Raw genomic sequence first — 20,804 nt, forward strand, 5'->3', positions numbered from 1 at the left:
AGCCTGCCGCCGCATAGGAAGGACCCGGCGCTCACCGGGGAGGAACGCCATCGGTGCACCCGGCCGTCGGCGGAATCCCGGTTGGCGCGTTCCGGCGTACCGTCTTCTGGCTTTCGGGCCGCTGTGTGGTGATCCCTTCGACAAGAGCTGGTCGCGCCCGAGGCGTGACTCGATGAGGGGAGACGCCGATGCCGCAGCTTTCGGCCGGGCCGTACGCCGTGATCTCGTACGCCGCGACGTTGACGGCGACGTCCGTCGGTCTGGTGGTCGTCGGCCTCCTCGTGGTCGGGTTGCTCGCCTGGATCGGGTTGACGCTGACCCGCCGTAAGGGCGCCGAGGTCGCTGCCGCGGAGGCGAACGCGAAGCTCGAGGCCGCGACCGCCGTCGCCGAGGCGAAGTCGGTCGGCGACAGGATCCGGCGCGAGGCCGAGGACGAGGCCGCGGTGATCAAGGCCCGCGCGAAGGAGTCGGAGCAGCGGACCGAGGAAGCACGCCGGCAGGCCGAGGAGCTGCGTCGCCAGTCGGAGGCGCGGGCGAAGGAGATCGAGCAGCGCGCCGACGAGGTGCGTCGCCAGTCCGAGGACCGCGCGTCGGAGATCCGCCGGGAGGCCGAGCAGCGGGCGTCCGTCGTACGGCGTGATGCCGAGACCGAGGCGCAGTCGATTCGCGACGACCTTCGGGAGCAGCGGCTCGAGATGGAACGGCGCGAGCACCGGCTGACCGAGCGGGAAGAGCGGCTCGACGAGCAGCTGCGCGGGATCGAGGAACGGCAGAACGAGCTCACCGGCCAGCTCGCCGAGCTCGACCGGCAGCGCGCCGAGATCCGCGACCTGGAGGACGAGCGCCGGCGGATCCTCGAAGGCGTCGCGAACCTGACCAGCGAGCAGGCCAAGACCGAGCTGGTCGCCGCGCTCGAGGCCGAGGCGAAGCGGCACGCGCACACGATCGTGCGCGACATCGAGCGCCAGGCCCAGGACGAGGGCGAGATCAAGGCCCGCAAGATCATCACCGGCGCGGTCCAGCGGCTCGCGTCGGAGCAGACCAGCGAGTCGGTCGTCTCGGTCGTGCACCTGCCCAGCGACGACATGAAGGGCCGGATCATCGGCCGCGAGGGCCGCAACATCCGGTCGTTCGAGCAGACCACCGGCGTCAACCTGATCATCGACGACACCCCCGAAGCGGTGCTGCTGTCCTGTTTCGACCCGGTACGGCGGGAGACCGCGCGGCTGACGCTGGACTCGCTGGTGCTGGACGGCCGGATCCACCCGAGCCGGATCGAGGAGATCTACGAGCGCAGCAAGGGTGAGGTCGCCGAGCTGTGCATGCGCGCGGCCGAGGACGCGATGGCCGAGGTCGGGATCACCGACCTGCACCCGGAGCTGGTCCGGACGATGGGGCTGCTGCGCTACCGCACGTCGTACGGGCAGAACGTGCTCAAGCACCTGATCGAGTCGGCGCACCTCGCGTCGATGATGGCGTCCGAACTTGGGCTGGATCCGCAGCTGTGCAAGCGCGGCGCGTTCCTGCACGACGTCGGCAAGGCGCTGACGCACGAGTCGGAGGGTAGCCACGCGATCGTCGGTGCCGACCTGGCCCGCAAGTACGGCGAGAACGACGACGTCGTGCACTGCATCGAGGCGCACCACAACGAGGTCGAGGTCCGTACCGTCGAGGCCGTGCTGACCCAGGCGGCGGACGCGGTCAGCGGTGGGCGGCCGGGTGCGCGGCGCGAGTCGCTCGAGGCGTACGTGCAGCGGCTCGAACGGCTGGAGGAGATCGCGATGCACCACGACGGGGTCGAGAAGGTGTTCGCGATGCAGGCCGGCCGCGAGATCCGCGTGATGGTGCTGCCGGACGCGGTCGACGACATCGCCGCCCAGGTGATGGCGCGCGACATCGCCAAGCAGGTCGAGGAGGAGCTCACCTACCCTGGCCAGATCCGGGTGACCGTCGTCCGCGAGTCCCGGGCGACGGAGGTCGCCAAGTAATCGGGCTGCGGCCGCAGGTCGAGTTGGCTACGGTCGTAGCGTGCTCGACATCAGATCCGCAACGCGTCAGGACGTCGACCGGCTGCTCGACATCGCCCGGTCGCCTGCTCGGCGGGCGCATTTGGAGAGTCGGTGGGAGGAGCAGGAGCGCGACGAGGCCGCGTTTCTGCTGGCTCACGACGAGAGCGGGATCATCGGTCAGACCAGCTTGCTGCGGACGTCGAAGTACGCCGAGGTCGCGGCGGCTCATGATCCGGCGGAGATCAACGGGCTGCACGCGTACGTTCAGGGCGCCGGCGTCGGGTCGGCGCTGATCGCGGCGGCCGAGGACCTCGCCGTCAGCTGGCAACGAGGCGCGATCGGTCTTGGGGTCGGGCTCGACAACCCGGACGCGACGCGGCTGTACGCGCGGCTCGGGTATCGGCCTACGCAGCTTCGGGTGATCGACGAGTGGACCGAGGTCGATGCCGACGGCATCGTTCTCACCACTCACCGGGATCCCTGTGACTACTTGCTGAAACCGTTGCCTCGATAACTTCTCTTCCGCCGCGTTCCCGCGCATGCTGAGGCCAACGGGAAGGGGTGGTCGCGATGACCGATCGCAATCGCGAGGTGCTGGAGGGGTTGTGGCCGATGGACGGCGTACTGGTGCTGTCGGCCGAGGACGAGCACGCGCTGCGGGCCGAGGACTACGTGCTGGAGATGCCGCAGTCGGGTGAGCGCCTGGTCGGGCGGGACACGATGCGGGCGTTGCAGTCGGAGTACCCGAACCCGCCGTCGATCGAGATCCAGCGGATCGTCGGCGAGGGCGACCACTTCGTGGTGCTCGGGCGCTCGGACTACGGCGGCGACATCTTCTACGTGGCGAACGTCGTGGAGTTCCGCGACGGGCTGATCGCGCGGGAGACCCGGATCTACGGTTCGCCGTTCGAGCCGCCGGCCTGGCGGGCGCCGTACACGAACTGAGCCGGACGGCGTCGGTACGCCGGGTCGCTGCGGGACCAGCTCAGCGGTGCTCGCTCGGGCGCTCCTTGTGCTCGGTCGGGGTCACGTCGATCTCGTGCTGGAGCGGGTACGCGTGGGGCTCGGTGCTGTACTGCTCCTCGACGCGGGGTTTGATGATCGCCGCGTCGTCGTGCTCGGGGTGGTTGCGGTTCGCGACCCGGTACGACAGCCACATGCCGGCGAGTCCGGCCAGCATGATGACGACGCCGACGACGGTGAAGTCGATCGGGCCCGAGGTGTCGCGGACGGCGAACGCGATGATCGCGCCTGCGGCGACCAGTGAGATTCCGACGCCGATACGCATCCTGTGCCTCCGTCTCCTGGCCGCACGCGGCCAATCGCTTGGGCGGGGGATGGGTGACGTTGCGTTGTTCTTGCTCACTCCCAGTACCCATCTAGTCCAGTTGCCATGCACAACCGGCCGGGAGGCTGCTGTCATCAACCCTAGCGCTCGACGACCGATGTGGTCCGGCGCGGTGAGTCTGTCTCACTCCGCTTCCAACTGACGGGCGATGGCTGCCGGAACGCGCAGACCGGTCGCCTTCGCGTTCGCGACGAACCGCGCTACCAGGACGTCAGCCCTCCCGGTCGTCAACGCGACGACGTCCCGCGACTGCGGCGGATCAAGCCGGTGCACAGTCCCCGCGAACCCGGCCGGGACACTGCTCACCGGTACGACGGCCGCTCCGAGCCCTGCTGCTGCCAGCGCCGGTGCCGAGGTGATCTGCCGGGTGCGGATGACGACCTCGGGGAGTACTTGGTGCTCGGTGAGGAGTCCGTCGAGCCATCCGGCGAGGCCGTGCGGACCGGCGTACTGGATCAGTGGGTAGCCGTGCAGTGCGCTGATCGGGACAGGTCCCGGCCTGCTGCCGAGTGGGTCGCCGGTGGGGAAGACGATGACGAGCTCTTCGCTCGCGAGCAGTTCGACGGCGCCGTCCCAGCGGGTCGGGCGGGGGCTGATCGCCACGTCGATCTCGTCGTCGGTGATCATCGCGGCGAGCGCGTCGGCGCTGTTCTGCTCCTGCAGGACCAGTCGCACGCGCGGATGCCGCCGTCGCCAGGCGCGCAGCAGCGGTGCCAGCAGACTGGCGGTCATCGAGCCCGCGCAGCCGATCCGTAGCTGCCCTTCGTCCAGGGCGCCGACCGCACGGCCGGCCCGTACCACGCGGGCGGCCGCATCCAGCGCGTCCTGCGCGTGCCGCAACGCCTCCCTCCCGGCCGAGGTCGGGCGGATGCCGCGGGGGAGTCGTTCGAGCAGCGGGGAGCCCAGTTCGTGCTCCAGGACTGCGATCTGGTGGGAGAGCGCGGGTTGCGACAGGTGGAGCCGCGCCGCCGCGCTGGTGATCGATCCGGCCTCCACGGTGGCGACGAAGCACTCCAGGGCGCGCAGGGTAGGCATAAAGGAAGTCTATGGGAGAGATCGAGAACTAGTCTTTGTGTGGATGGCTTGAGGTAGCCAGGCTGGGGGCATGACAACAGCAGAGCTCAACGGCAAGCACGTGGTGATCGTGGCGGGCGGTTCCGGAATCGGCCGGCAGTTGGCCCAGGATGCCGTCGACCAGGGCGCACTGGTGACGATCACCGGGCGTAGCGCCGACGCGGTCCAGGCGGTGGCGGACTCGATCGAGGGCTCGGTGGCGACAGCGGTCGTTGATCTGGGCAACGAAGAGTCGATCGCCGAGCTGGCAAGCGAACTCCTGCGGCGCGACGTGGTGGTCGATCACCTGATCTCCCTGGCCAATGCGCCGGCGAAGGGGCCGGTGGAGAAGTTGGAGCGGGAGGCGATCATCCGCGCGTTCGACGCGAAGGTGATCGGTGCGCTGCTGCTGGTCAAGCACCTGCGGCCGGTGGGCTCGGTGACGCTCTTCTCCGGCGTCGTCGGCTGGCGGCCGAAGCCGGGGATGGCGGTGACGACGACAACGAACGGCGCGGTCGCCTTCTTGGCGCAGGCGCTGGCCGTCGAGCTGGCTCCGGTCCGGGTCAACGCCGTCTCCCCGGGCATCGTCGACTCCGGAGCCTGGGACGGGATGGGCGCGGACCGCGAAACGTTCTACGCCGGTGTGGCCGCGAAGAATCCGGCCCGGCGCATCGGCAGTACGCAGGACATCTCGCAGGCCGTCCTGAGTGCGATCACCAACCCGTTCCTGACCGGCACGGTCCTGCACCTCGACGGCGGCGCGCGCCTGGTCTGACACCCGCCGGGCGGCTCCCGGCCCCGCGATCGACGGGGCCGGGCGCCGCGTCCTGACGGCTCAGCGGCCCTGCGACTGACGGCTCCGCGGCGCCGCCTGCCGGCTCAGCGGAAGGCGGACTGCCCGGTCAGCGCCTGGCCGATCACCAGCTGGTGCACCTCGGACGTGCCCTCGTAGGTGAGCACGGACTCGAGGTTGTTGGCGTGCCGGAGCACCGGGTACTCCCCGCTGATCCCGTTCGCGGCCAGGATCGTGCGGCACTCGCGGGCGATCGCGATCGCCTCGCGGACGTTGTTGAGCTTGCCGACGCTGACCTGCTCGGGCCGCAACGTGCCCTTCTCCTTCAGCCGGCCGAGGTGGACCGCGAGCAGGACGCCCTTGTTCAGCTCGACGGCCATGTCGGCCAGCTTGGCCTGCGTCAGCTGGTACGCCGACAGCGGCTTGTCGAACACCTGCCGCTCACCGGCGTACGAGATGGCCGTCTCGAGGCAGTCCCGGGCCGCGCCCATCGCACCGAAGATGATCCCGAACCGCGCCTCGTTCAGGCAGCCGAGCGGACCCGACAGCCCGCGCGCCTCGGGCAGCATCGCGGACGCCGGCAGCCGGACGTCGGTCAGGATCAGCTCGGACGTCACCGACGCCCTCAACGACAGCTTGCGCGTGATCTCCGGTGCCGAGAACCCCGGAGTGTCAGTCGGTACGGCGAAGCCGCGCACGCCGTCGTCGGTGCGCGCCCAGACCACCGCGACGTCGGCCACCGAACCGTTGGTGATCCACATCTTCGACCCGTTCAGGATCCAGTCGTCGCCGTCACGCCGCGCGTTGGTCCGCATCCCGCCGGGGTTGGAGCCGAAGTCCGGCTCGGTCAGCCCGAAGCAGCCGATCGCCTCACCGGCCGCCATCCGCGGCAGCCACTCGGTCTTCTGCTCCTCGCTGCCGTACTTCCAGATCGAGTACATCGCGAGGGAGCCCTGCACCGACACCAGCGAGCGCATGCCCGAGTCGGCCGCCTCGATCTCCAGACAGGCCAGCCCGTACGCGACCGGTCCCAGCCCGGCGCAGCCGTACCCGGTCAGGTGCATGCCGAGCAGCCCGAGCGCGCCGAGCTCCTTGGCCAGGTCACGCGCGGGGATCGTCGCCGACTCGAACCACTCGGGCAGCGACGGGCGCAGGCGCTCGTCGGCGAAGCGGCGAGTGGTCGCCCGGATGGCGAGCTCTTCCTCGGTGAGCAGCGAGTCGACGTCGACGAGGTCCAGGGAAACGGTCATGCCGTCAAACTATCCGGAACCCGAGCCGGTCGTCCCTGGGGAAAACCCCACAGCTGGTTGTGGATTGCCTCACCTCGAGGGTGCGGAAATCCTCACTTGCTGTAGAACGGCCACCACCAACGCCGCTTGCGCGGGTGCCGGACGGTGACCGAGCTCCACTTCGCCGAACCGGTGACGACCAGCCGGACGCCGTCGCGTGTGGCCGGGCCGGTCTTGTTGTTGGCGGAGCTGCCGACGACGTCGATGTCGTCGAGGTTCACCACCCAGCCGGCCGGCACGATGATGGTCATCGAGCTGTGCTTGAGCTCGGTCGCCACATGCACCTCAGGACGCCGTACGACGGCATCGGTGAAGTCGAGCTTCATGCTGGAGTGCTCGGCGAGCGTGACCACCCGCTCGGGGACCTGCCAGGCACCTTCCCGCTTCTGCGCACTGTGCTTCGCCCGGATCGTCAGCTCGGCCGCACCGGCGGGCTCGACCGGGACGAGATCGGCGGTCGCCGCACGCAGTTCGATCTCGGTCTTGGCGGCGTAGATCTGGGTCAGCCGGTCGTCCAGCTCCTGGAAGTCGAGCCGGCCGTCGCCGTGCGCTTCCTGCACCACCGAGGCGGCCTGCTCCCGGTCCCGATCGGACGCACGGCGGGCAGGCGGCGGCTGTTCCAGACTCATAAGGCCAAAGGTATCGCCGTGAGCGGTCCGCCGCGCCGGGAATCAGCCCCGCCGCCGACCCCAGGATCGAGCGTGCCGGACGATGATCCGGCTGTGGATGGCCCGACCGGTCACACGCAGCAGGACCGGCGCTCCCGCCGTACCGGGTGAGCGGGTCCGGTTGCGGACCGTTCCGTGCTTGACCTGGACGTCCTCGATGTCGACCAGCCAGCCCTCCGGGACGATCAGCACCACCGTGCCGTGCCGGGCGGTCGCGTCGACCTGGATCTCGGCGGTCTCCACGAGCGCCGCGGTGAAGTCGAACCTGATCCGGCAGTGCACGGCCTCGGCGATGATCTGCGGAGGGACTCGCCAGGCGCCGTCACGGACCTGTGTGCGGTGCTCGGAGCGGACAGTCAGGACCTGTCGAGCAGGGCCTTGTACGACGGGCAGCGGCACGAGGTCGGACGTGATCGCCTTGAGCTCGAGTTGGGTCTTGGCCGAGTAGACGCGGGTGATCCGTTCGTCCAGTTCCTCGACGTCGAGGCGCCCGTCCCCGTGGGCCTCCTGGACGATCGAGGCCGCTCGGTCCCGGTCCTGGTCGGTGGCGCGCAGACCGGGTTGGGGGTGCTCGAGACTCATGCCCAGCACGGTAGTCGCGAGGTGGGGCCACGGCGCGTGACGAGTTGTCCACAGGACGTCGTACGGCGAATCGCTGGGGAGGGGGCGGACCTGAAACAATGGCGTTGTGAATCCGCGTACCGTCGTCATTCTCGGCTCGACCGGCTCCATCGGCACTCAGGCCCTGGAGCTGATCGGGCGTAACCGCGACCGGTTCCGGGTGAGCGCGCTGTCGGCGGGTGGCGGCAACGTCGACCTGTTGGCTCGGCAGGCGCTGGAGTTCGAGGTCGACGTGGTGGCGGTCGCCAAGGCGACGGTGGCGCAGGACCTGCAGCTCGCGTTCTACGCCGAGGCGCAGCGGCGGGGGTACGCGCAGGGCCAATTCCGGATCCCGAAGATCCTGACCGGGCCGGACGCGTCCAGCGAGCTCGCGGCGTTGCCGTGCGACGTCGTACTGAACGGCATCACCGGCTCGCTCGGGCTGCGGCCGACGCTGTCCGCGCTCGACGCGGGCAACACGTTGGCCCTGGCCAACAAGGAGTCCCTGGTCATCGGTGGGCCGCTGGTCACGCGCCGGGTCAAGCCGGGGCAGATCGTGCCGGTCGACTCCGAGCACAGCGCGATCGCCCAGTGCCTGCGCGGCGGCAGCGGTGACGAGGTACGCCGGTTGGTGCTGACCGCGAGCGGTGGGCCGTTCCTCGGCCGGGCCCGGTCCGAGCTGGCCGAGGTGACGGTCGAGCAGGCGCTGGCGCACCCGAACTTCGCGATGGGCCCGGTCGTCACGATCAACTCGGCCACCCTGGTCAACAAGGGCCTCGAGCTGATCGAGGCGCACCTGCTGTTCGGCGTACCGATCGACCGCGTCGACGTCGTCGTGCACCCGCAGCAGGCGGTGCACTCGATGGTCGAGTTCTACGACGGCGCCACGATCGCGCAGGTCGGCCTGCCGACGATGACGCTGCCGATCGCGCTCGGCCTCGGCTGGCCCGACCGGATACCGGACGCGTCACCGCCTTGGAACTTCGCCGAGGCGAGCCGCTGGGAGTTCCTGCCGCTCGACGGCGAGGCGTTCCCCTCGGTCCAGCTGGCGCGCGAGGCCGGGACCAGGGGCGGCACCGCCCCGGCGGTGTTCAACGCGGCGAACGAGGTCTGCGTGCAGGCGTTCCGGGACGGCCGGCTGCCGTTCCTGGCGATCGTCGACACCGTCGCCCGGGTGGTGACCGAGCACGACGTACCCTCGTACGAGGAACTGTCCATCGACGACGTGCTCGCCGCGGACGCCTGGGCACGCACCCGGGCCCGTGAGCTGACCGGCGCCGGCAACGACAACGGCCAGGAGACCACACAGGCATGACCGCTCTACTGACCCTCATCGGCGTGGTTCTGTTCGTCGTGGGCATTCTCGTCTCGGTCGGCCTGCATGAGGTCGGTCACATGGTCCCGGCCAAGTTGTTCGGGATGAAGGTGACGCAGTTCTTCGTCGGCTTCGGCCGAACGATCTGGTCGGTCAAGCGTGGCGAGACCGAGTACGGGATCAAGGCGATCCCGGCCGGCGGGTTCGTCCGGATCATCGGCATGATGCCGCCGGCCAAGGGCCAGGACCCGACCAAGGTCCGCAAGGCCAACACCGGGCCGATCCAGTCGATGGTCGAGAACGCCCGCAGCGCCGAGTACGAGACGATCGAGGCCAGTGACGACGGCCGGCTGTTCTACCAGAAGGTGTGGTGGAAGAAGCTGATCGTGATGGCGTCCGGGCCGCTGGTCAACGTGGTGATCGCGTTCGTCCTGTTCGGCGGCCTGTTCATGCTGTACGGCGCGAACGTCGCCCAGACCACCGTCGCGACCGTGACCGACTGCGTCGTCCCGGCCTCGCAGGCCTCGGCCGACCGCAAGTGCCAGACCGGTGACCAGGTGTCGCCGGCCAAGCAGGCGGGCTTCCAGGTCGGCGACAAGATCGTCTCCTTCAACGGCACGACGATCGACAGCTGGGACCAGCTGACCCCGCTGATCCGCGCCAACACCGACAAGCCGGCCACGATCGTCGTCGAGCGCAACGGTCAGCCGACCACGCTGCAGACCTCGACCATCGTCAACCAGGTCCGCGACGACGCGAACTCCGACAAGTTCGTCCAGGTCGGCTTCCTCGGCGTCTCGCCGGAGCAGAAGGTCGAGCGGCAGGACTTCGGCTTCGTGGTCGACAAGATGGGTGAGCTGACGGTCGCCACCGTCAAGGCCCTCGGCAACTTCCCCGAGAAGCTGGTCGGGGTGGCCAAGTCGATCGTCGGCGGCGACCGCGACCAGGACAGCCCGATGAGCGTCGTCGGCGCCAGCCGGGTGGCCGGCGAGGTCGCGTCGAACCAGGACCTGACCGGCGGTGCGCGGATCGCGTTCCTGGTCTCGCTGCTCGCCTCGCTGAACCTGTTCCTTGCCCTGTTCAACTTCATCCCGCTGCTGCCGCTGGACGGCGGGCACATGCTCGGCGCGATCTGGGAAGGCATCAAGCGCGGCTTCGCCAAGCTGCTCGGCCGGCCCGACCCGGGCTACGTCGACGTGGCCAAGCTGCTGCCGATCGCGTACGTCGCGGCCAGTGTGATCGTGGTGATGGGCGTGCTGCTCGTCATCGCCGACATCGTCAACCCGATCCGGCTCTTCAACGGATGACCCTCACCCCCTCACGGACAAAGGACCAATGAGCATCTCCCTGGGCATGCCCGCGCTGCCTCCGCCGACCCTCGCCCCGCGCCGCAAGACCCGCCAGATCAAGGTGGGCAAGGTGCTGGTCGGTGGCGACGCACCGGTGTCGGTGCAGTCGATGACGACGACGCTGACCTCCGACGTCAACACCACGCTGCAGCAGATCGCGGAACTGACCGCGGCCGGCTGCGACATCGTCCGGGTCGCCTGCCCGTCGCAGGACGACGCCGAGGCGCTGCCGGAGATCGCCAGGCACTCGCAGATCCCGGTGATCGCCGACATCCACTTCCAGCCCAAGTACGTGTTCGCGGCGATCGAGGCCGGCTGTGCGGCGGTCCGGGTCAACCCGGGCAACATCCGCAAGTTCGACGACCAGGTCAAGGAGATCGCCAAGGCCGCCAAGGATCACGGCACCTCGATCCGGATCGGCGTGAACGCCGGCTCACTCGACCCGCGGTTGCTGGAGAAGTACGGCAAGGCGACTCCTGAGGCGTTGGTCGAGTCCGCGGTCTGGGAGGCGTCGCTGTTCGAGGAGCACGACTTCCACGACTTCAAGATCTCGGTCAAGCACAACGACCCGGTCGTGATGGTCAAGGCGTACGAGATGCTGTCCGAGCGTGGCGACTGGCCGCTGCACCTCGGTGTGACCGAGGCGGGCCCGGCGTTCCAGGGCACGATCAAGTCGTCGGTCGCGTTCGGCGCGCTGCTGTCGAAGGGCATCGGTGACACGATCCGCGTCTCGCTGTCCGCGCCGCCGGTCGAGGAGGTCAAGGTCGGCCTGCAGATCCTGCAGTCGCTGAACCTGCGCGAGCGCAAGCTCGAGATCGTCTCCTGCCCGTCCTGCGGGCGCGCCCAGGTCGACGTGTACACGCTGGCCGAGCAGGTCACCGCCGGGCTCGAGGGCATGGAGGTGCCGCTGCGCGTCGCCGTGATGGGTTGCGTGGTGAACGGTCCGGGTGAGGCGCGCGAGGCCGACCTGGGTGTTGCCTCCGGCAACGGCAAGGGCCAGATCTTCGTCAAGGGCGAGGTGATCAAGACGGTGCCGGAGTCGCAGATCGTCGAGACCCTGATCGAGGAAGCGATGCGGATCGCCGAGGAGATGGGCGAGAGCGTCGACGGCGGCGAGCCGACGGTCACCGTCGGCTAGTCCGTACCCCGGAAAGCTCGGAAACAGTTGTCGTGAAGGTGCCACGGTCTTTGGCCGGGGCACCTTTGCGTTGCTCGGCGCCGGTACGCTTCGGGGCGTGACTCGGTATCTGGTGGTCAGCGCGGTGGCGGGCGAGGCGAAGTACGTTCCCGATGCTGTGCCGGTGGTGCTGACCGGGGTGGGCAAGACCGCGGCGGCCGTGGCTACCGCGAAGGCGTTGGCGGGGATGGATACGTCGGACCTGGTGGTGCTCAACGTCGGGACGACCGGGGCGCTCAGGGATGGGCTGGCTGGGCTGTATCTGCCGAGTCAGGTGCTCAACCACGATGTGAATGCCGATGCCCTGCGCGGGCTCGGGCTGCCGATGGCGGACATTCTGCCGATCGACGGTGGTGACGGGACGGTGCTGGCGTCCGGGGATGTGTTCGTCGCCGATCCGGTGCTGCGTGATCGGCTGGCGGAGCGGGCGGATCTGGTCGACATGGAGGCGTACGGCGTTGCGTACGCGTGCCGGGAGTTCGGCGTACCGGTGCGGTTGGTGAAGTACGTGTCGGACTCCGCTGATGACACCGCGCTGGATTGGCCGGCGCAGGTTGATGCTGCGGGGAAGGTGCTCGCGGAGTGGGTGCGGCAGGAGACTGGGATCAGCTAGTTCGGCTGGCCAGTGGTGATGTCTCGGCCGGTGGTGGTTTGCCAGTAGAGGACCTGGCGGCCGGAGCGGCGGCGGTGGAGCAGGCCTGCGTCGGAGAGGACGCGGAGGTGGTCGGCGACGCTGGCGAGCGAGAGGCCTGTGGTTGCGACCAGGGATGTCGTGCTGACTGGGGTGGCTGCTTCGACGAGGATTCGGGCGCGGTTGCGGCCGAGCAGGCGGACGAGTGGTTCGGCGAGCGGCTGGACGGCGGCGAAGATGCCGCTGACCGGGTAGTTGATCGCGAACTGGTCGGGCAGGCGCCAGGTCACGCTGGAGCGCAGGGCATGGGTCGCGATGAACATCAGGTCGTGCCCGCGGACGTCGGTCGGCGGGAAGTTCGTGCGGTTGACCTGAAGACGGCCGTCGCCGAGCCAACGGATGTCAGGGCCGAGGCCTTCCAGTACGCCGGACCAGCCGCGGGCGCTGAGGCTCGAGGTGCGGGAGACGATGTCGGCTTGCAGGACGCGGTAGCGGCGGGGCCAGTCGGGTTCGATGGTTGTGGTCCAGATCCAGCGCAGCAGTCCGGCCACTTCGGCGGCGAGATGGTCGCCCTCGGCAACCAATCGGGGGAGCAGACTTGGGTCCTGGGACGCGGGAACGTCCCGGGCTGATCGGCTCGGGTCGGTGGAGCCCGAACCTGCCGCCGGGCGCGCGCCGGCATCAGGCGGGGAGTCGCGGGTGGCGCTGGATTCGGCAGGTACGCGCGCGTTCCGGATGGTGCCGGCGAAGGAGGATTCGTCGGGGGAGCGGGTGACGAGCAGGTCGGCGCGGATGTGGTCGTCGGGGAGGGCGGCCAGTGGGGCGATTTCCTCCTCGAAGGTGAGGTCGGGGGCCAGTGGCGGGACCGTGAGGAAGTCGGCGGTCCAGCGGGGGCCGAATGCCGCGTCGAGGACGGCGGCTCCCAGGGGGTGGGCGGCGAGTTCGGCCTGCCAGCCGGGGAGGTGGAGGTCGCGCCAGGCTCGGTACCAGGGTTGGGAAGGTTGTCGGAGCATCTTGAGAGCTGACACCGTCTCGGTCAGCTGGGAGGTGCCGAAGCGTGCGTTGACCAGTACGTCGGCGTCGACCAGGAACTCGGACAAGGGACACCTCCGATGCAGTGACGTTTCGGCTCCAGGCGAAACTGTAGGCGGGCGGCCGGCGTACGGCGAGGGTTTGAGCATGAGCACTTACCGCGAGATCTTCCGCCGCTCCGAGTTCCGTAGCTTGTGGCTCAGTAGTGCGCTGGGCAACGCGTCGTCGACGATGACGAGCCTCACCCTCGCCATCGTGGTGAACAACCAGACGGGCTCGGCGCTGCTGACGGCGTTCGTCATGTTCGGCCCGTCGCTGGCGCAGGTGGTCGGCGCGTCGACGCTGATGTCCGCTGCCGACACCGCCCGCCCGCGGCGGATCCTCGTCCTGCTCGCCGCCCTCTCGACAGGTGCCGTCGCGGCCCAGGCGGCGTTCGAGCTCTCGTCGGCCGCGCGCGTGGTGCTCACCCTGGCCGTGGCCTACGGCCTGAGTATCGGCGCCGGCGTCCGCTGGGGTCTGCTGAACGAGGTGGTCGCGCCGGACCAGTTCGTGCTCGGCCGTTCGGCGATGAACCTCTCCGTCGGCGCCATGCAGATCGCCGGCTTCGGCGCGGCCGGACTGCTGCTCCAGTTCCTCAACCCGAACCAGGTCTTCTGGCTGGCGACCGTCTTCGCCGCACTGGCGATCCCGGTCCTCCGCTACGGCCTGCAGGACCGTGCCCCGCGCAGGATGGCCCGGACGAGTCTCCGCGAGACCTGGCGCGGCAATCGCGCCCTGCTGCAGCGGCCGAGTACCCGCCCGCTCCTGCTCGCCCTGTGCATTCCCAACGGGCTGATCGTCGGCTGCGAGGCCCTCTTCGTCCCGTACGCCGGTGCGGGTGCCGGGCTGCTCCTGGCGGCAGGTGCCGCCGGCATGATGACCGGCGACCTGGTGATCGGCCGATTCCTCGGCCGGACCTCACGCCGGAAGGTCAGCGCGTACCTGCGGTTCCTGCTCGCCGTACCGTTCCTGGGCTTCGCCTTCCACCTGCCGCTCGGCGTACTGGCTGCGCTCGTTGCTGTGGCCTGCACCGGGTACGGCGCCTCGCTGGCTCAGCAGGAGCTGCTCACCGACGCCACTCCGATAGAGCTGCGCGGGCAGGTGCTGGGTCTCGAGTCCGCGTTGCGCATGACGACCTTCGGCGTCACCGCAGTGATCGCCGGTGCGAGCGCCGATCTGGTCGGCCCGACCACAGCGATCACCGGCCTCGCCGTACTGTCCCTGCTCGCCTCGGCCGTGCTCACGCGCCCGCTGGCGAAGGTGGCGCGACAGTCAGCAGATGCTCGAGCACCTTTGTCTCCCGCACCAGCCACCGCATGACGCCGACGCCCCGCTCCTGCACGGCCCGGTTGGCCTGCAGGGCGTCGGCGACGGTGATCCAGCGGGGGACCAGCTCGAGCTCGGCCTCGTAGCCCTCCAGGAACTGCTCGCCGAAACCCTCGGTCAAGGATGAGCAGTAGAAGTAGTGCGACGTCATCTTGAAGACGCGGTACTCCGGTTCAAGTGATCGCAGGTACTCGATCGTGCTGCCGAACGACAGTCCGACCTCGACGCCGGCCAGGCCGCACTCCTCGATGTACTCGCGCTGCAACGCCGCCGACTGATCCTCACCGGCCTCGACCCCACCACCGGGGAACCTGTAGTCACCGTGCCGCGACCCGAGCATCAGCAGCTCGTCCCCACGAAACAGCGCACCCCGTACGGCGGTGCGCTGCAGGGTCCGCCCGGTCAGGTCCAGGTCCGGATCGTGCCGAAAGCTCCCGAGCATCATGCGCACCATTCTGGGGGGAGTGGCAAACGTAGGCTTGACCTTGACCCCAGGGGCAGGGTTTAGCGTCGGTGACGAGGAGGCGGGATGCAGATCGGGGATCTGGCGGCCGAGGCCGGTGTGACGGTCAAGGCGGTGCGGTACTACGAGTCGCAAGGGCTGCTGAAGCCCGAGCGGGAGCCGAACGGCTACCGCCGGTACAGCGCGGAGGACGTCGTGATCGTCCGCGAGGTGAAGGCGTTGCTGAGTCTCGGGCTGACCGCGGAGCAGACCTACCCGTTCATCGAGTGCCTGCGGGCCGGCAACGACCGGGCCGACGTGTGCCCGGCGTCGCTGTCGGCGTACCGGCTGCGGATCGCGGAGGTGGATCGGCGGATCGCCGAGCTGTCCGACCTGCGCGGCAAGCTCACCGGCCTCCTCGCCGATGCCGAGAACTGGAGAAGGAGACCGCATGACCCTGCAGGTTGTTGACCAAGGCAACTTCGACGAGGTCGTCCTCGACGCCGACAGGCCCGTCCTGGTGGACTTCTGGGCGCAGTGGTGCCCGCCGTGCCACCAGATCGTGCCGGTGCTGGAGCAGATCGCCGTCGAGCGCGCCGACCGGCTGAGCGTGGTCAAGCTCAACGCCGACGAGAACCCGGAGATCCCCGCCCGCTACCGGGTGATGGCGCTCCCGACGCTGATGCTGTTCCACCACGGCGAGCTGATCTGGTCTGTCGTCGGCGCGCGCCCGAAGGCCTGGCTCCTGAAGAACCTCGACGACGCACTGCTCACCGCCGCCGTCTGACCCGCCGAGAGCCGTGGTCGTCCACCGGACGGCCACGGCTCTCGCCTCGAGCGATACCTAGATCTGTAGCTTAGTAGCGTGCTAGCATTCTATCCATGCCCGAAGAGACCAAGAAGGCGCAGTTCAACGTCTACCTGCCACCCGAGCTGATTCGCCGGGTGAAGCACAAGGCGATCGACGAGGAAGCGAGCCTGTCGGCGCTGGTCGAGCAGGCGCTGGCGGAGTACCTGGACAAGCACGGGGAGGCCCGAGGATGAACGACATGGTGATCCGGCCGTTGCGGTTCACGGCGGACGTGCAGGCGATGCGGCGGTTCCTGGAGACGCTCGGCCTGGCGCCGCGCGTCGAGGGGGAGCAGGGTAGCTGGGTGGACATGGTGGCCGGCGACGGTTTGGTCGCGCTGCACGACGCGGAGTCGTCGTCGACCGGCGGCAAGCACGGTGACACCCGGCTGTCGTTCGAGACCGACGACATCGATCAGCTCAAGGACCGATTGATTGCCGCAGGCCACGAGGATGCGACGACCTGGGACGAGGCGTACGGCCGGGTCCTGTCGGTCACCGCGCCCGGCGGGCTGGTGATCTGGATCGACGAGCGCTCCGAGGACCTGTACGGGTACAAGCTCCATCAGACGCCGCCGGATCCCCGGCTGACGGTCAGTCCGCATCTCTCCGGCGCGACGCAGGAGTGGGTCCCGTTCCTGGAGTTCCTCGGAGTCCGGCAGCCGGTCACCTTCGACCAGGCCGGCGACTTCGCCGTACGGCTCGACCTCCGTACCACCGAGCCGCTGCCTGATGTGACCAACCGGCTGCAGGCCGCCGGGTACAGCGCAGAACTCAACGACCGAACGATCGAGATCACCGACCCCGACGGCCAGCCGGTCCGGGTGCACGGATGATCGCCGTCCGCCCGGCGACCCTTGACGACGTCGAGGCGGTCCGCGAGATCGGGCTGAGGACCTGGCCGGTCGCGTACGACGGCCTCGCGTCGCCCGAGTTCATCGCCGAGGGCCTGGCCGCGTGGTGGTCCCCGGCCGCGGTCGAGCGCGGGATCACGCGCGGGGTCACACTGGTCGCAGCAGGTCCCGCGGGGGAGATCGTCGGGATGACCGGGCTCGGCCAGGAGGAGGGGTTCTGGGTGATGTGGAAGCTCTACGTGCTGCCCGATCACCAGGGCAGCGGCGTCGGCAAGGCGCTGCTCGACGCCGCGATCGCCGCGCTGCCGTCAGGGACGACCGAGTTGCTGCTGGACGTCGTCGTCGGCAACGAGAAGGCGATCGGCTTCTACCGGCGCAACGGCTTCGGCCCGGCGGCGCGGACGCCGTCCCGGGATCTCGGCGAAGAGTTGATGTGGATGAGTCGTGCCCTCTGACGACACGGTGACGCCCGCGGCCCAGGTGCGGCTGCGGGACGATCCGGACTTCCGGCGGTACTGGCTCGGCCGGGTCCTGTCGACGGCCGGATCGATGGTGACGGCGATCGCGCTGCCGGTGCTCGTCTACCGGTTGAGCGGATCGCCGTTGCTGACCGCCCTGGTCACCGCGCTCGAAGCGGCGCCGTACTTGCTGGCGGGGTTGTTCGCGGGCGCTTTGGCAGATCGCTGGAATCGCCAACGAGTGATGGTCGCGGCGGACCTGGTCAACGCCGGGCTGATCAGTTCCGTGCCGATCGCTTACTGGCTTGGCGGATTGACGGTCGCGCAGGTCCTGGTCGTCGCGTTCCTGGTCCAGGGCGTCGCGACGTTCTTCGACGGCGCCAACTTCGGCGCGCTGCCGGTACTGGTCGGACGCGCTCAAGTCGCGCAGGCGAACGCGGTCGTGTGGTCGGCGTCCAGCCTGGTCGAGCTGCTTGTCCCGGCCTTGGCCGGCCTCGCGCTCGCGGTCATGAACCCCGCGACCCTGCTCGCGCTCGACGCGTTGAGTTTCGCCGCGTCCGCGTTGGCGATCCGCGGCATCATCCGTGCGATGTCGGAGCAGCGGGCCGGTCGGGCACCGCTGCGGCCGCGCGTGGTCTTCGCCGACATCGCCGAAGGCGTGCGCTTCCTGGTCCGCCATCCCGGCGTCCGCACGATGACGATCGTCGGCAGCATCCAGTCCTTCGCCGGCGGCGGCTTCATGGCGTTGATGGTGGTCTGGACCGATCGCGTCCTGCACATCGGTACGTCGGGTCTGCGCTTCGGCCTTGTGTACGGCGCGTGGGGGATCGGCGCGCTCGCGGCCGCATCCGGTCTGCCGCGGCTGCTGCGCCGGATGCAGCCCGCCGGGATTACGTTGTACGCACTGTCGGCGTCGGCCGCGCTCGGGGTGGTGACGCCGCTGATGCCGACCTGGCCGCTGGCCGCGATCGCCTTGCTGGTCTGGGGTTCGGCGTACGTGCTGGTGATCGTCAACTCGATCTCGTACCGCCAGCAGGTCACCCCCGAACACCTGCTCGGCCGGGTCAACACCGCGGGCCGGATGCTGTCGTGGGGAGTCGGCTGGACGCTCGGCTCGGTCACCGGTGGTGTGCTCGGCAGTCACCTCGGTGTGCGCACCGGGATGCTGGTGCTCGGCGTCTTCGCGTTCACCGGTGTACTGGTCGCGTGGACCTCGCCCCTGCGTCGCCTGGCATCCGAAGGCGACCCGGTGCAAGCCTGACTCGACGCGGTGGAAGCCGGAACCGACCCGCTACGCGCCAGAACGGCCACAATCAGCTAGGTTCTCCGCGTGGGCGTACGGGTTCTGGGTCCTCGCGACCTCTCAGCGGCGAGGGCCGTCATCGCTCGCGACCCTGTCGTGAACGTGTTCGTGGACAGCCTCGTGCAGGCGTCCGGGCTGGATCCGCGCCGCGGCGCCGAGGTCTGGGGGTACGTCGAGAAGGGCGTGCTCGAGTCGTTGTGCCATGCCGGCGGCAACATGGTTCCGGTCGGCGCGGGCGAGGCCGCGTTGCGCGCCTTCGCGGCGTACGCGCTGCGTCGTGGACGCACGTGTTTCCAGATCCTCGGACCTGCCGTCGCCGTCGACCAGCTGTGGACCGCACTCGAACCGCACTGGGGTCCGGCGCGTGAGATCCGTGGCGAGCAGCCGTTCATGGTGATCGACGGACCGCCCGAGGTCGAGCCCGATCCGCTGGTCCGCGCGGTCGAACCGGTTGACCTGGGCATCCTCTACCCGGCGTGCGTCGCGATGTACACCGAAGAGGTCGGCGTCCCGCCGCAGACCGGACCCGACGGCACCTTCTACCGGTCACGCGTCGCCGAGCTGATCCGTGCCGGGCGCGCGTTCGCGCGGATCGAGGACGGCAAGGTCGTGTTCAAGGCCGAGGTCGGATCGGTCGGGACCGGCGTCTGCCAGATCCAGGGCGTCTGGGTCGATCCGGAGCGTCGTGGTCAGGGACTGGCCGCGCCCGGCATGGCCGCTGTGGTCGAGCTGGCCCGCCAGATCGCGCCGGTGGTGACGCTGTACGTGAACGCGTTCAACACGCCCGCGCGGGCGGCGTACGAGCGCGTCGGCTTCCGGACCGTCGAGACCTTCGCGACCATCCTGTTCTGAGGCTGAGCGCTCGCTGTGATGGTACGGCGACCGCGGGTGAGGTTTGCTGTTCCGAACCGCCCCGCCCCGCGGAAGGAAACCCATGCGGAAAATCGCTGTCCCCCTGGCCTGCCTGGCCCTCGCTGCCGCCGCTGTCGTCGTCGCCCCCTCGGGGAGTGCGGCACCTCCGGTGGCCGCTCCTGAACCGGCGTACTACTCGCTCAAGCTCCCGGCCGGTACGACGGTCGCCGGGCTGATTCGCGACGGCTACGACATCAGCCACGGCCACGGCTCCCGCCCGGTCGTCGTCGCGACGCCCGACGAGGTCGCACGGCTGCGTGACCGCGGCGTCGAGCTCGGTAAGGTCGGTGACGTCTACCAGCCGCTCCCGCGCGGTGCCGCTGCCGCCGGCACCTACTACGGCGGCTACCACACGTCGACCGGGCACGAGGAGCACAATGCGGCCGTCGCCTCGGCGCACCCGGACCTGGTCAAGCTGTACGACATCGGCGACTCGTGGAAGAAGACGAAGGGCCAGGGCGGTCACGACATCCAGGCCCTGTGCATCACCAAGCTCGCGGCGGGCGACTGCACGCTGAGCAGCACCGGGAAGAAGCCGAAGTTCGTGCTGCACGCGCAGATCCACGCGCGGGAGCTGTCGACCGGCGAGCTGGCGTACAAGTGGATCGACCTGCTGGTGTCGTCGTACGGCAAGGACGCGGAGATCACTTCGTTGATGGACACGCGTGAGCTGTGGGTGGTGCCGATGGCCAACCCGGACGGCGTCGACGTCGTTGCCTCCTCGCCGAACCGGCCGGTGATGCAGCGCAAGAACGTGAACAACACTGTGGGTGGTTGCCCGGCCGCGTCGGCCGGGATCGACCTGAACCGGAACTCGAGCTTCCAGTGGGACCCGCAGGAAGGCGGTCCGTGCGACGAGACGTACCCGGGGACGGAGGCGGAGTCCGAGCCGGAGACGGCCGCGATCCAGGGGCTGCTGGACCGGCTGTTCCGCGACACCAAGGGTGACGTGGGCTCGCCGGCCGGCTCGGACACCACTGGGGTGTTCCTGACGTTGCACAGTTACGGCAACGACATCCTCGCGCCGTACGGGTACACCAACACGGCCGCGCCGAACCGGGCCGCGCTGGTTGCCCTGGGCAAGAAGATGGGCGCGTTCAACGGGTACCCGGTGTCGACCGGGGACGGCGGGGTCGGGTACTTCGCGCCGGGCGCGACCGACGACTGGCTGTACGGGACGCGCGGCGTGCCGTCGTACACGTTCGAGGTCGGGGCCGGGTCGGGAGCCTGCAGCGGGTTCATGCCGGCGTACGCGTGCATGGACTCGACGTTCTGGCCGAAGAACAAGGGCGCCTTCCTGTACGCCGCGAAGGCGGCGGCCACGCCGTACGGGACGCTGCCCTAGTTTTACTGGCAG

General features: G+C 69.4%; 24 protein-coding genes. 17 read left to right on the plus strand and 7 right to left on the minus strand.

Annotated elements, in window-relative coordinates; all coding sequences use genetic code 11:
• The first annotated feature begins 188 nt into the window (after positions 1-188).
• From rny to ACYVIO_RS23285, 3 genes are read left to right on the plus strand one after another with little or no spacing between them, the layout of a single operon-like run.
• On the plus strand, positions 189-1,988 hold the full coding sequence (gene rny, locus ACYVIO_RS23275) for a ribonuclease Y (RefSeq protein WP_460652974.1): 1,800 nt from the start codon (positions 189-191) through the stop codon (positions 1,986-1,988).
• Positions 1,989-2,028: 40 nt separating this feature from the next.
• Complete coding sequence (locus tag ACYVIO_RS23280) at positions 2,029-2,523, plus strand: GNAT family N-acetyltransferase (protein ID WP_460652975.1); 495 nt, start codon at positions 2,029-2,031, stop codon at positions 2,521-2,523.
• Positions 2,524-2,579: 56 nt separating this feature from the next.
• Positions 2,580-2,954: a nuclear transport factor 2 family protein gene (locus ACYVIO_RS23285; protein ID WP_460652976.1), complete on the plus strand. Its 375-nt coding sequence runs from the start codon at positions 2,580-2,582 to the stop codon at positions 2,952-2,954.
• A gap of 40 nt (positions 2,955-2,994) precedes the next feature.
• Here the strand turns inward: ACYVIO_RS23285 and ACYVIO_RS23290 are convergent, their stop codons facing one another.
• Together ACYVIO_RS23290 and ACYVIO_RS23295 are read right to left on the minus strand one after the other, a co-directional pair.
• Entirely contained in the window at positions 2,995-3,297 is a 303-nt protein-coding gene (locus ACYVIO_RS23290; RefSeq protein WP_460652977.1) for a DUF6458 family protein, read from the minus strand.
• A 183-nt stretch (positions 3,298-3,480) separates the two neighbouring features.
• Entirely contained in the window at positions 3,481-4,392 is a 912-nt protein-coding gene (locus tag ACYVIO_RS23295) for a LysR family transcriptional regulator (RefSeq protein ID WP_460652978.1), read from the minus strand.
• A gap of 70 nt (positions 4,393-4,462) precedes the next feature.
• Here ACYVIO_RS23295 and ACYVIO_RS23300 point away from each other — a divergent pair, with 70 nt between their 5' ends.
• Complete coding sequence (locus ACYVIO_RS23300) at positions 4,463-5,185, plus strand: SDR family oxidoreductase (RefSeq protein WP_460652979.1); 723 nt, start codon at positions 4,463-4,465, stop codon at positions 5,183-5,185.
• Positions 5,186-5,289: 104 nt separating this feature from the next.
• Here ACYVIO_RS23300 and ACYVIO_RS23305 read toward each other — a convergent pair whose 3' ends face one another.
• The 3 genes from ACYVIO_RS23305 to ACYVIO_RS23315 form a co-directional block, all read right to left on the minus strand.
• Positions 5,290-6,453 (minus strand): acyl-CoA dehydrogenase family protein, encoded by a 1,164-nt coding sequence (locus ACYVIO_RS23305; protein WP_460652980.1) that lies wholly within the window; start codon positions 6,451-6,453, stop codon positions 5,290-5,292.
• Positions 6,454-6,545: 92 nt separating this feature from the next.
• Entirely contained in the window at positions 6,546-7,121 is a 576-nt protein-coding gene (locus ACYVIO_RS23310; protein WP_460652981.1) for a DUF1707 SHOCT-like domain-containing protein, read from the minus strand.
• Positions 7,122-7,163: 42 nt separating this feature from the next.
• Entirely contained in the window at positions 7,164-7,742 is a 579-nt protein-coding gene (locus tag ACYVIO_RS23315; protein ID WP_460652982.1) for a DUF1707 SHOCT-like domain-containing protein, read from the minus strand.
• Between the two features lie 106 nt (positions 7,743-7,848).
• On the opposite strand from ACYVIO_RS23315, the gene dxr reads away from it, so the two are divergent.
• The 4 genes from dxr to ACYVIO_RS23335 all read left to right on the plus strand — a co-directional run bounded on the left by dxr (position 7,849) and on the right by ACYVIO_RS23335 (position 12,214).
• Positions 7,849-9,075 carry a 1-deoxy-D-xylulose-5-phosphate reductoisomerase gene (dxr, locus tag ACYVIO_RS23320; protein WP_460652983.1) on the plus strand — a complete coding sequence of 409 codons (1,227 nt, stop codon included), beginning with the start codon at positions 7,849-7,851 and terminating at the stop codon, positions 9,073-9,075.
• Positions 9,072-10,382 (plus strand): M50 family metallopeptidase, encoded by a 1,311-nt coding sequence (locus ACYVIO_RS23325; RefSeq protein WP_460652984.1) that lies wholly within the window; start codon positions 9,072-9,074, stop codon positions 10,380-10,382. Before dxr ends, ACYVIO_RS23325 begins: the two co-directional genes overlap by 4 nt.
• A 28-nt stretch (positions 10,383-10,410) precedes the next feature.
• Entirely contained in the window at positions 10,411-11,562 is a 1,152-nt protein-coding gene (ispG, locus tag ACYVIO_RS23330; protein ID WP_460652985.1) for a flavodoxin-dependent (E)-4-hydroxy-3-methylbut-2-enyl-diphosphate synthase, read from the plus strand.
• Between the two features lie 97 nt (positions 11,563-11,659).
• Positions 11,660-12,214 (plus strand): nucleosidase, encoded by a 555-nt coding sequence (locus tag ACYVIO_RS23335; RefSeq protein ID WP_460652986.1) that lies wholly within the window; start codon positions 11,660-11,662, stop codon positions 12,212-12,214.
• On the opposite strand, the gene ACYVIO_RS23340 is transcribed toward ACYVIO_RS23335, so the two are convergent.
• The gene (locus ACYVIO_RS23340) at positions 12,211-13,332 is read right to left on the minus strand and encodes an ArsR/SmtB family transcription factor (protein ID WP_460652987.1); all 1,122 of its coding nucleotides are present in this window, start codon (positions 13,330-13,332) and stop codon (positions 12,211-12,213) included. The genes ACYVIO_RS23335 and ACYVIO_RS23340 overlap by 4 nt on opposite strands.
• A gap of 79 nt (positions 13,333-13,411) precedes the next feature.
• On the opposite strand from ACYVIO_RS23340, the gene ACYVIO_RS23345 reads away from it, so the two are divergent.
• Complete coding sequence (locus ACYVIO_RS23345; RefSeq protein WP_460652988.1) at positions 13,412-14,623, plus strand: MFS transporter; 1,212 nt, start codon at positions 13,412-13,414, stop codon at positions 14,621-14,623.
• Here ACYVIO_RS23345 and ACYVIO_RS23350 read toward each other — a convergent pair.
• Positions 14,544-15,074 carry an NUDIX domain-containing protein gene (locus tag ACYVIO_RS23350; protein ID WP_460652989.1) on the minus strand — a complete coding sequence of 177 codons (531 nt, stop codon included), beginning with the start codon at positions 15,072-15,074 and terminating at the stop codon, positions 14,544-14,546. The genes ACYVIO_RS23345 and ACYVIO_RS23350 overlap by 80 nt on opposite strands.
• Before the next feature lie 84 nt (positions 15,075-15,158).
• Between ACYVIO_RS23350 and ACYVIO_RS23355 the strand changes: the two genes are divergently transcribed.
• The 8 genes from ACYVIO_RS23355 (at position 15,159) to ACYVIO_RS23390 (ending at position 20,792) form a co-directional block, all read left to right on the plus strand.
• A complete protein-coding gene (locus ACYVIO_RS23355) occupies positions 15,159-15,542 on the plus strand; it encodes a MerR family transcriptional regulator (protein WP_460652990.1) in 384 nt (127 codons plus the stop codon).
• Entirely contained in the window at positions 15,523-15,858 is a 336-nt protein-coding gene (gene trxA / locus ACYVIO_RS23360) for a thioredoxin (RefSeq protein ID WP_460652991.1), read from the plus strand. Before ACYVIO_RS23355 ends, trxA begins: the two co-directional genes overlap by 20 nt.
• 95 nt (positions 15,859-15,953) lie before the next feature.
• Positions 15,954-16,115, plus strand: a complete 162-nt coding sequence (locus tag ACYVIO_RS23365) for a ribbon-helix-helix protein, CopG family (protein WP_460652992.1) — start codon at positions 15,954-15,956, stop codon at positions 16,113-16,115.
• Complete coding sequence (locus ACYVIO_RS23370; RefSeq protein ID WP_460652993.1) at positions 16,112-16,756, plus strand: VOC family protein; 645 nt, start codon at positions 16,112-16,114, stop codon at positions 16,754-16,756. The genes ACYVIO_RS23365 and ACYVIO_RS23370 overlap by 4 nt, the downstream gene beginning before the upstream one ends.
• Positions 16,753-17,229 carry a GNAT family N-acetyltransferase gene (locus ACYVIO_RS23375; protein WP_460652994.1) on the plus strand — a complete coding sequence of 159 codons (477 nt, stop codon included), beginning with the start codon at positions 16,753-16,755 and terminating at the stop codon, positions 17,227-17,229. The genes ACYVIO_RS23370 and ACYVIO_RS23375 overlap by 4 nt, the downstream gene beginning before the upstream one ends.
• Positions 17,219-18,493: an MFS transporter gene (locus ACYVIO_RS23380; RefSeq protein WP_460652995.1), complete on the plus strand. Its 1,275-nt coding sequence runs from the start codon at positions 17,219-17,221 to the stop codon at positions 18,491-18,493. Before ACYVIO_RS23375 ends, ACYVIO_RS23380 begins: the two co-directional genes overlap by 11 nt.
• A gap of 69 nt (positions 18,494-18,562) precedes the next feature.
• Entirely contained in the window at positions 18,563-19,387 is an 825-nt protein-coding gene (locus tag ACYVIO_RS23385) for a GNAT family N-acetyltransferase (protein WP_460652996.1), read from the plus strand.
• 82 nt (positions 19,388-19,469) lie between these two features.
• Positions 19,470-20,792, plus strand: a complete 1,323-nt coding sequence (locus ACYVIO_RS23390; protein ID WP_460652997.1) for a M14 family zinc carboxypeptidase — start codon at positions 19,470-19,472, stop codon at positions 20,790-20,792.
• Positions 20,793-20,804: the final 12 nt, after the last annotated feature.

The sequence above is a fragment of the Kribbella endophytica genome (assembly GCF_054781295.1).

What these genes read in the sequence shown, in the direction of transcription:
- rny (WP_460652974.1), top strand. Translation starts at nt 189, where the DNA reads ATGCCGCAGCTTTCGGCCGGGCCGTACGCCGTGATCTCGTACGCCGCG.
- ACYVIO_RS23285 (WP_460652976.1), top strand. Translation starts at nt 2,580, where the DNA reads ATGACCGATCGCAATCGCGAGGTGCTGGAGGGGTTGTGGCCGATGGAC.
- ACYVIO_RS23290 (WP_460652977.1), bottom strand. Translation starts at nt 3,297, where the DNA reads ATGCGTATCGGCGTCGGAATCTCACTGGTCGCCGCAGGCGCGATCATC.
- ACYVIO_RS23295 (WP_460652978.1), bottom strand. Translation starts at nt 4,392, where the DNA reads ATGCCTACCCTGCGCGCCCTGGAGTGCTTCGTCGCCACCGTGGAGGCC.
- ACYVIO_RS23300 (WP_460652979.1), top strand. Translation starts at nt 4,463, where the DNA reads ATGACAACAGCAGAGCTCAACGGCAAGCACGTGGTGATCGTGGCGGGC.
- ACYVIO_RS23305 (WP_460652980.1), bottom strand. Translation starts at nt 6,453, where the DNA reads ATGACCGTTTCCCTGGACCTCGTCGACGTCGACTCGCTGCTCACCGAG.
- ACYVIO_RS23310 (WP_460652981.1), bottom strand. Translation starts at nt 7,121, where the DNA reads ATGAGTCTGGAACAGCCGCCGCCTGCCCGCCGTGCGTCCGATCGGGAC.
- ACYVIO_RS23315 (WP_460652982.1), bottom strand. Translation starts at nt 7,742, where the DNA reads ATGAGTCTCGAGCACCCCCAACCCGGTCTGCGCGCCACCGACCAGGAC.
- ACYVIO_RS23325 (WP_460652984.1), top strand. Translation starts at nt 9,072, where the DNA reads ATGACCGCTCTACTGACCCTCATCGGCGTGGTTCTGTTCGTCGTGGGC.
- ispG (WP_460652985.1), top strand. Translation starts at nt 10,411, where the DNA reads ATGAGCATCTCCCTGGGCATGCCCGCGCTGCCTCCGCCGACCCTCGCC.
- ACYVIO_RS23345 (WP_460652988.1), top strand. Translation starts at nt 13,412, where the DNA reads ATGAGCACTTACCGCGAGATCTTCCGCCGCTCCGAGTTCCGTAGCTTG.
- ACYVIO_RS23350 (WP_460652989.1), bottom strand. Translation starts at nt 15,074, where the DNA reads ATGATGCTCGGGAGCTTTCGGCACGATCCGGACCTGGACCTGACCGGG.
- ACYVIO_RS23355 (WP_460652990.1), top strand. Translation starts at nt 15,159, where the DNA reads ATGCAGATCGGGGATCTGGCGGCCGAGGCCGGTGTGACGGTCAAGGCG.
- trxA (WP_460652991.1), top strand. Translation starts at nt 15,523, where the DNA reads ATGACCCTGCAGGTTGTTGACCAAGGCAACTTCGACGAGGTCGTCCTC.
- ACYVIO_RS23365 (WP_460652992.1), top strand. Translation starts at nt 15,954, where the DNA reads ATGCCCGAAGAGACCAAGAAGGCGCAGTTCAACGTCTACCTGCCACCC.
- ACYVIO_RS23370 (WP_460652993.1), top strand. Translation starts at nt 16,112, where the DNA reads ATGAACGACATGGTGATCCGGCCGTTGCGGTTCACGGCGGACGTGCAG.
- ACYVIO_RS23375 (WP_460652994.1), top strand. Translation starts at nt 16,753, where the DNA reads ATGATCGCCGTCCGCCCGGCGACCCTTGACGACGTCGAGGCGGTCCGC.
- ACYVIO_RS23390 (WP_460652997.1), top strand. Translation starts at nt 19,470, where the DNA reads ATGCGGAAAATCGCTGTCCCCCTGGCCTGCCTGGCCCTCGCTGCCGCC.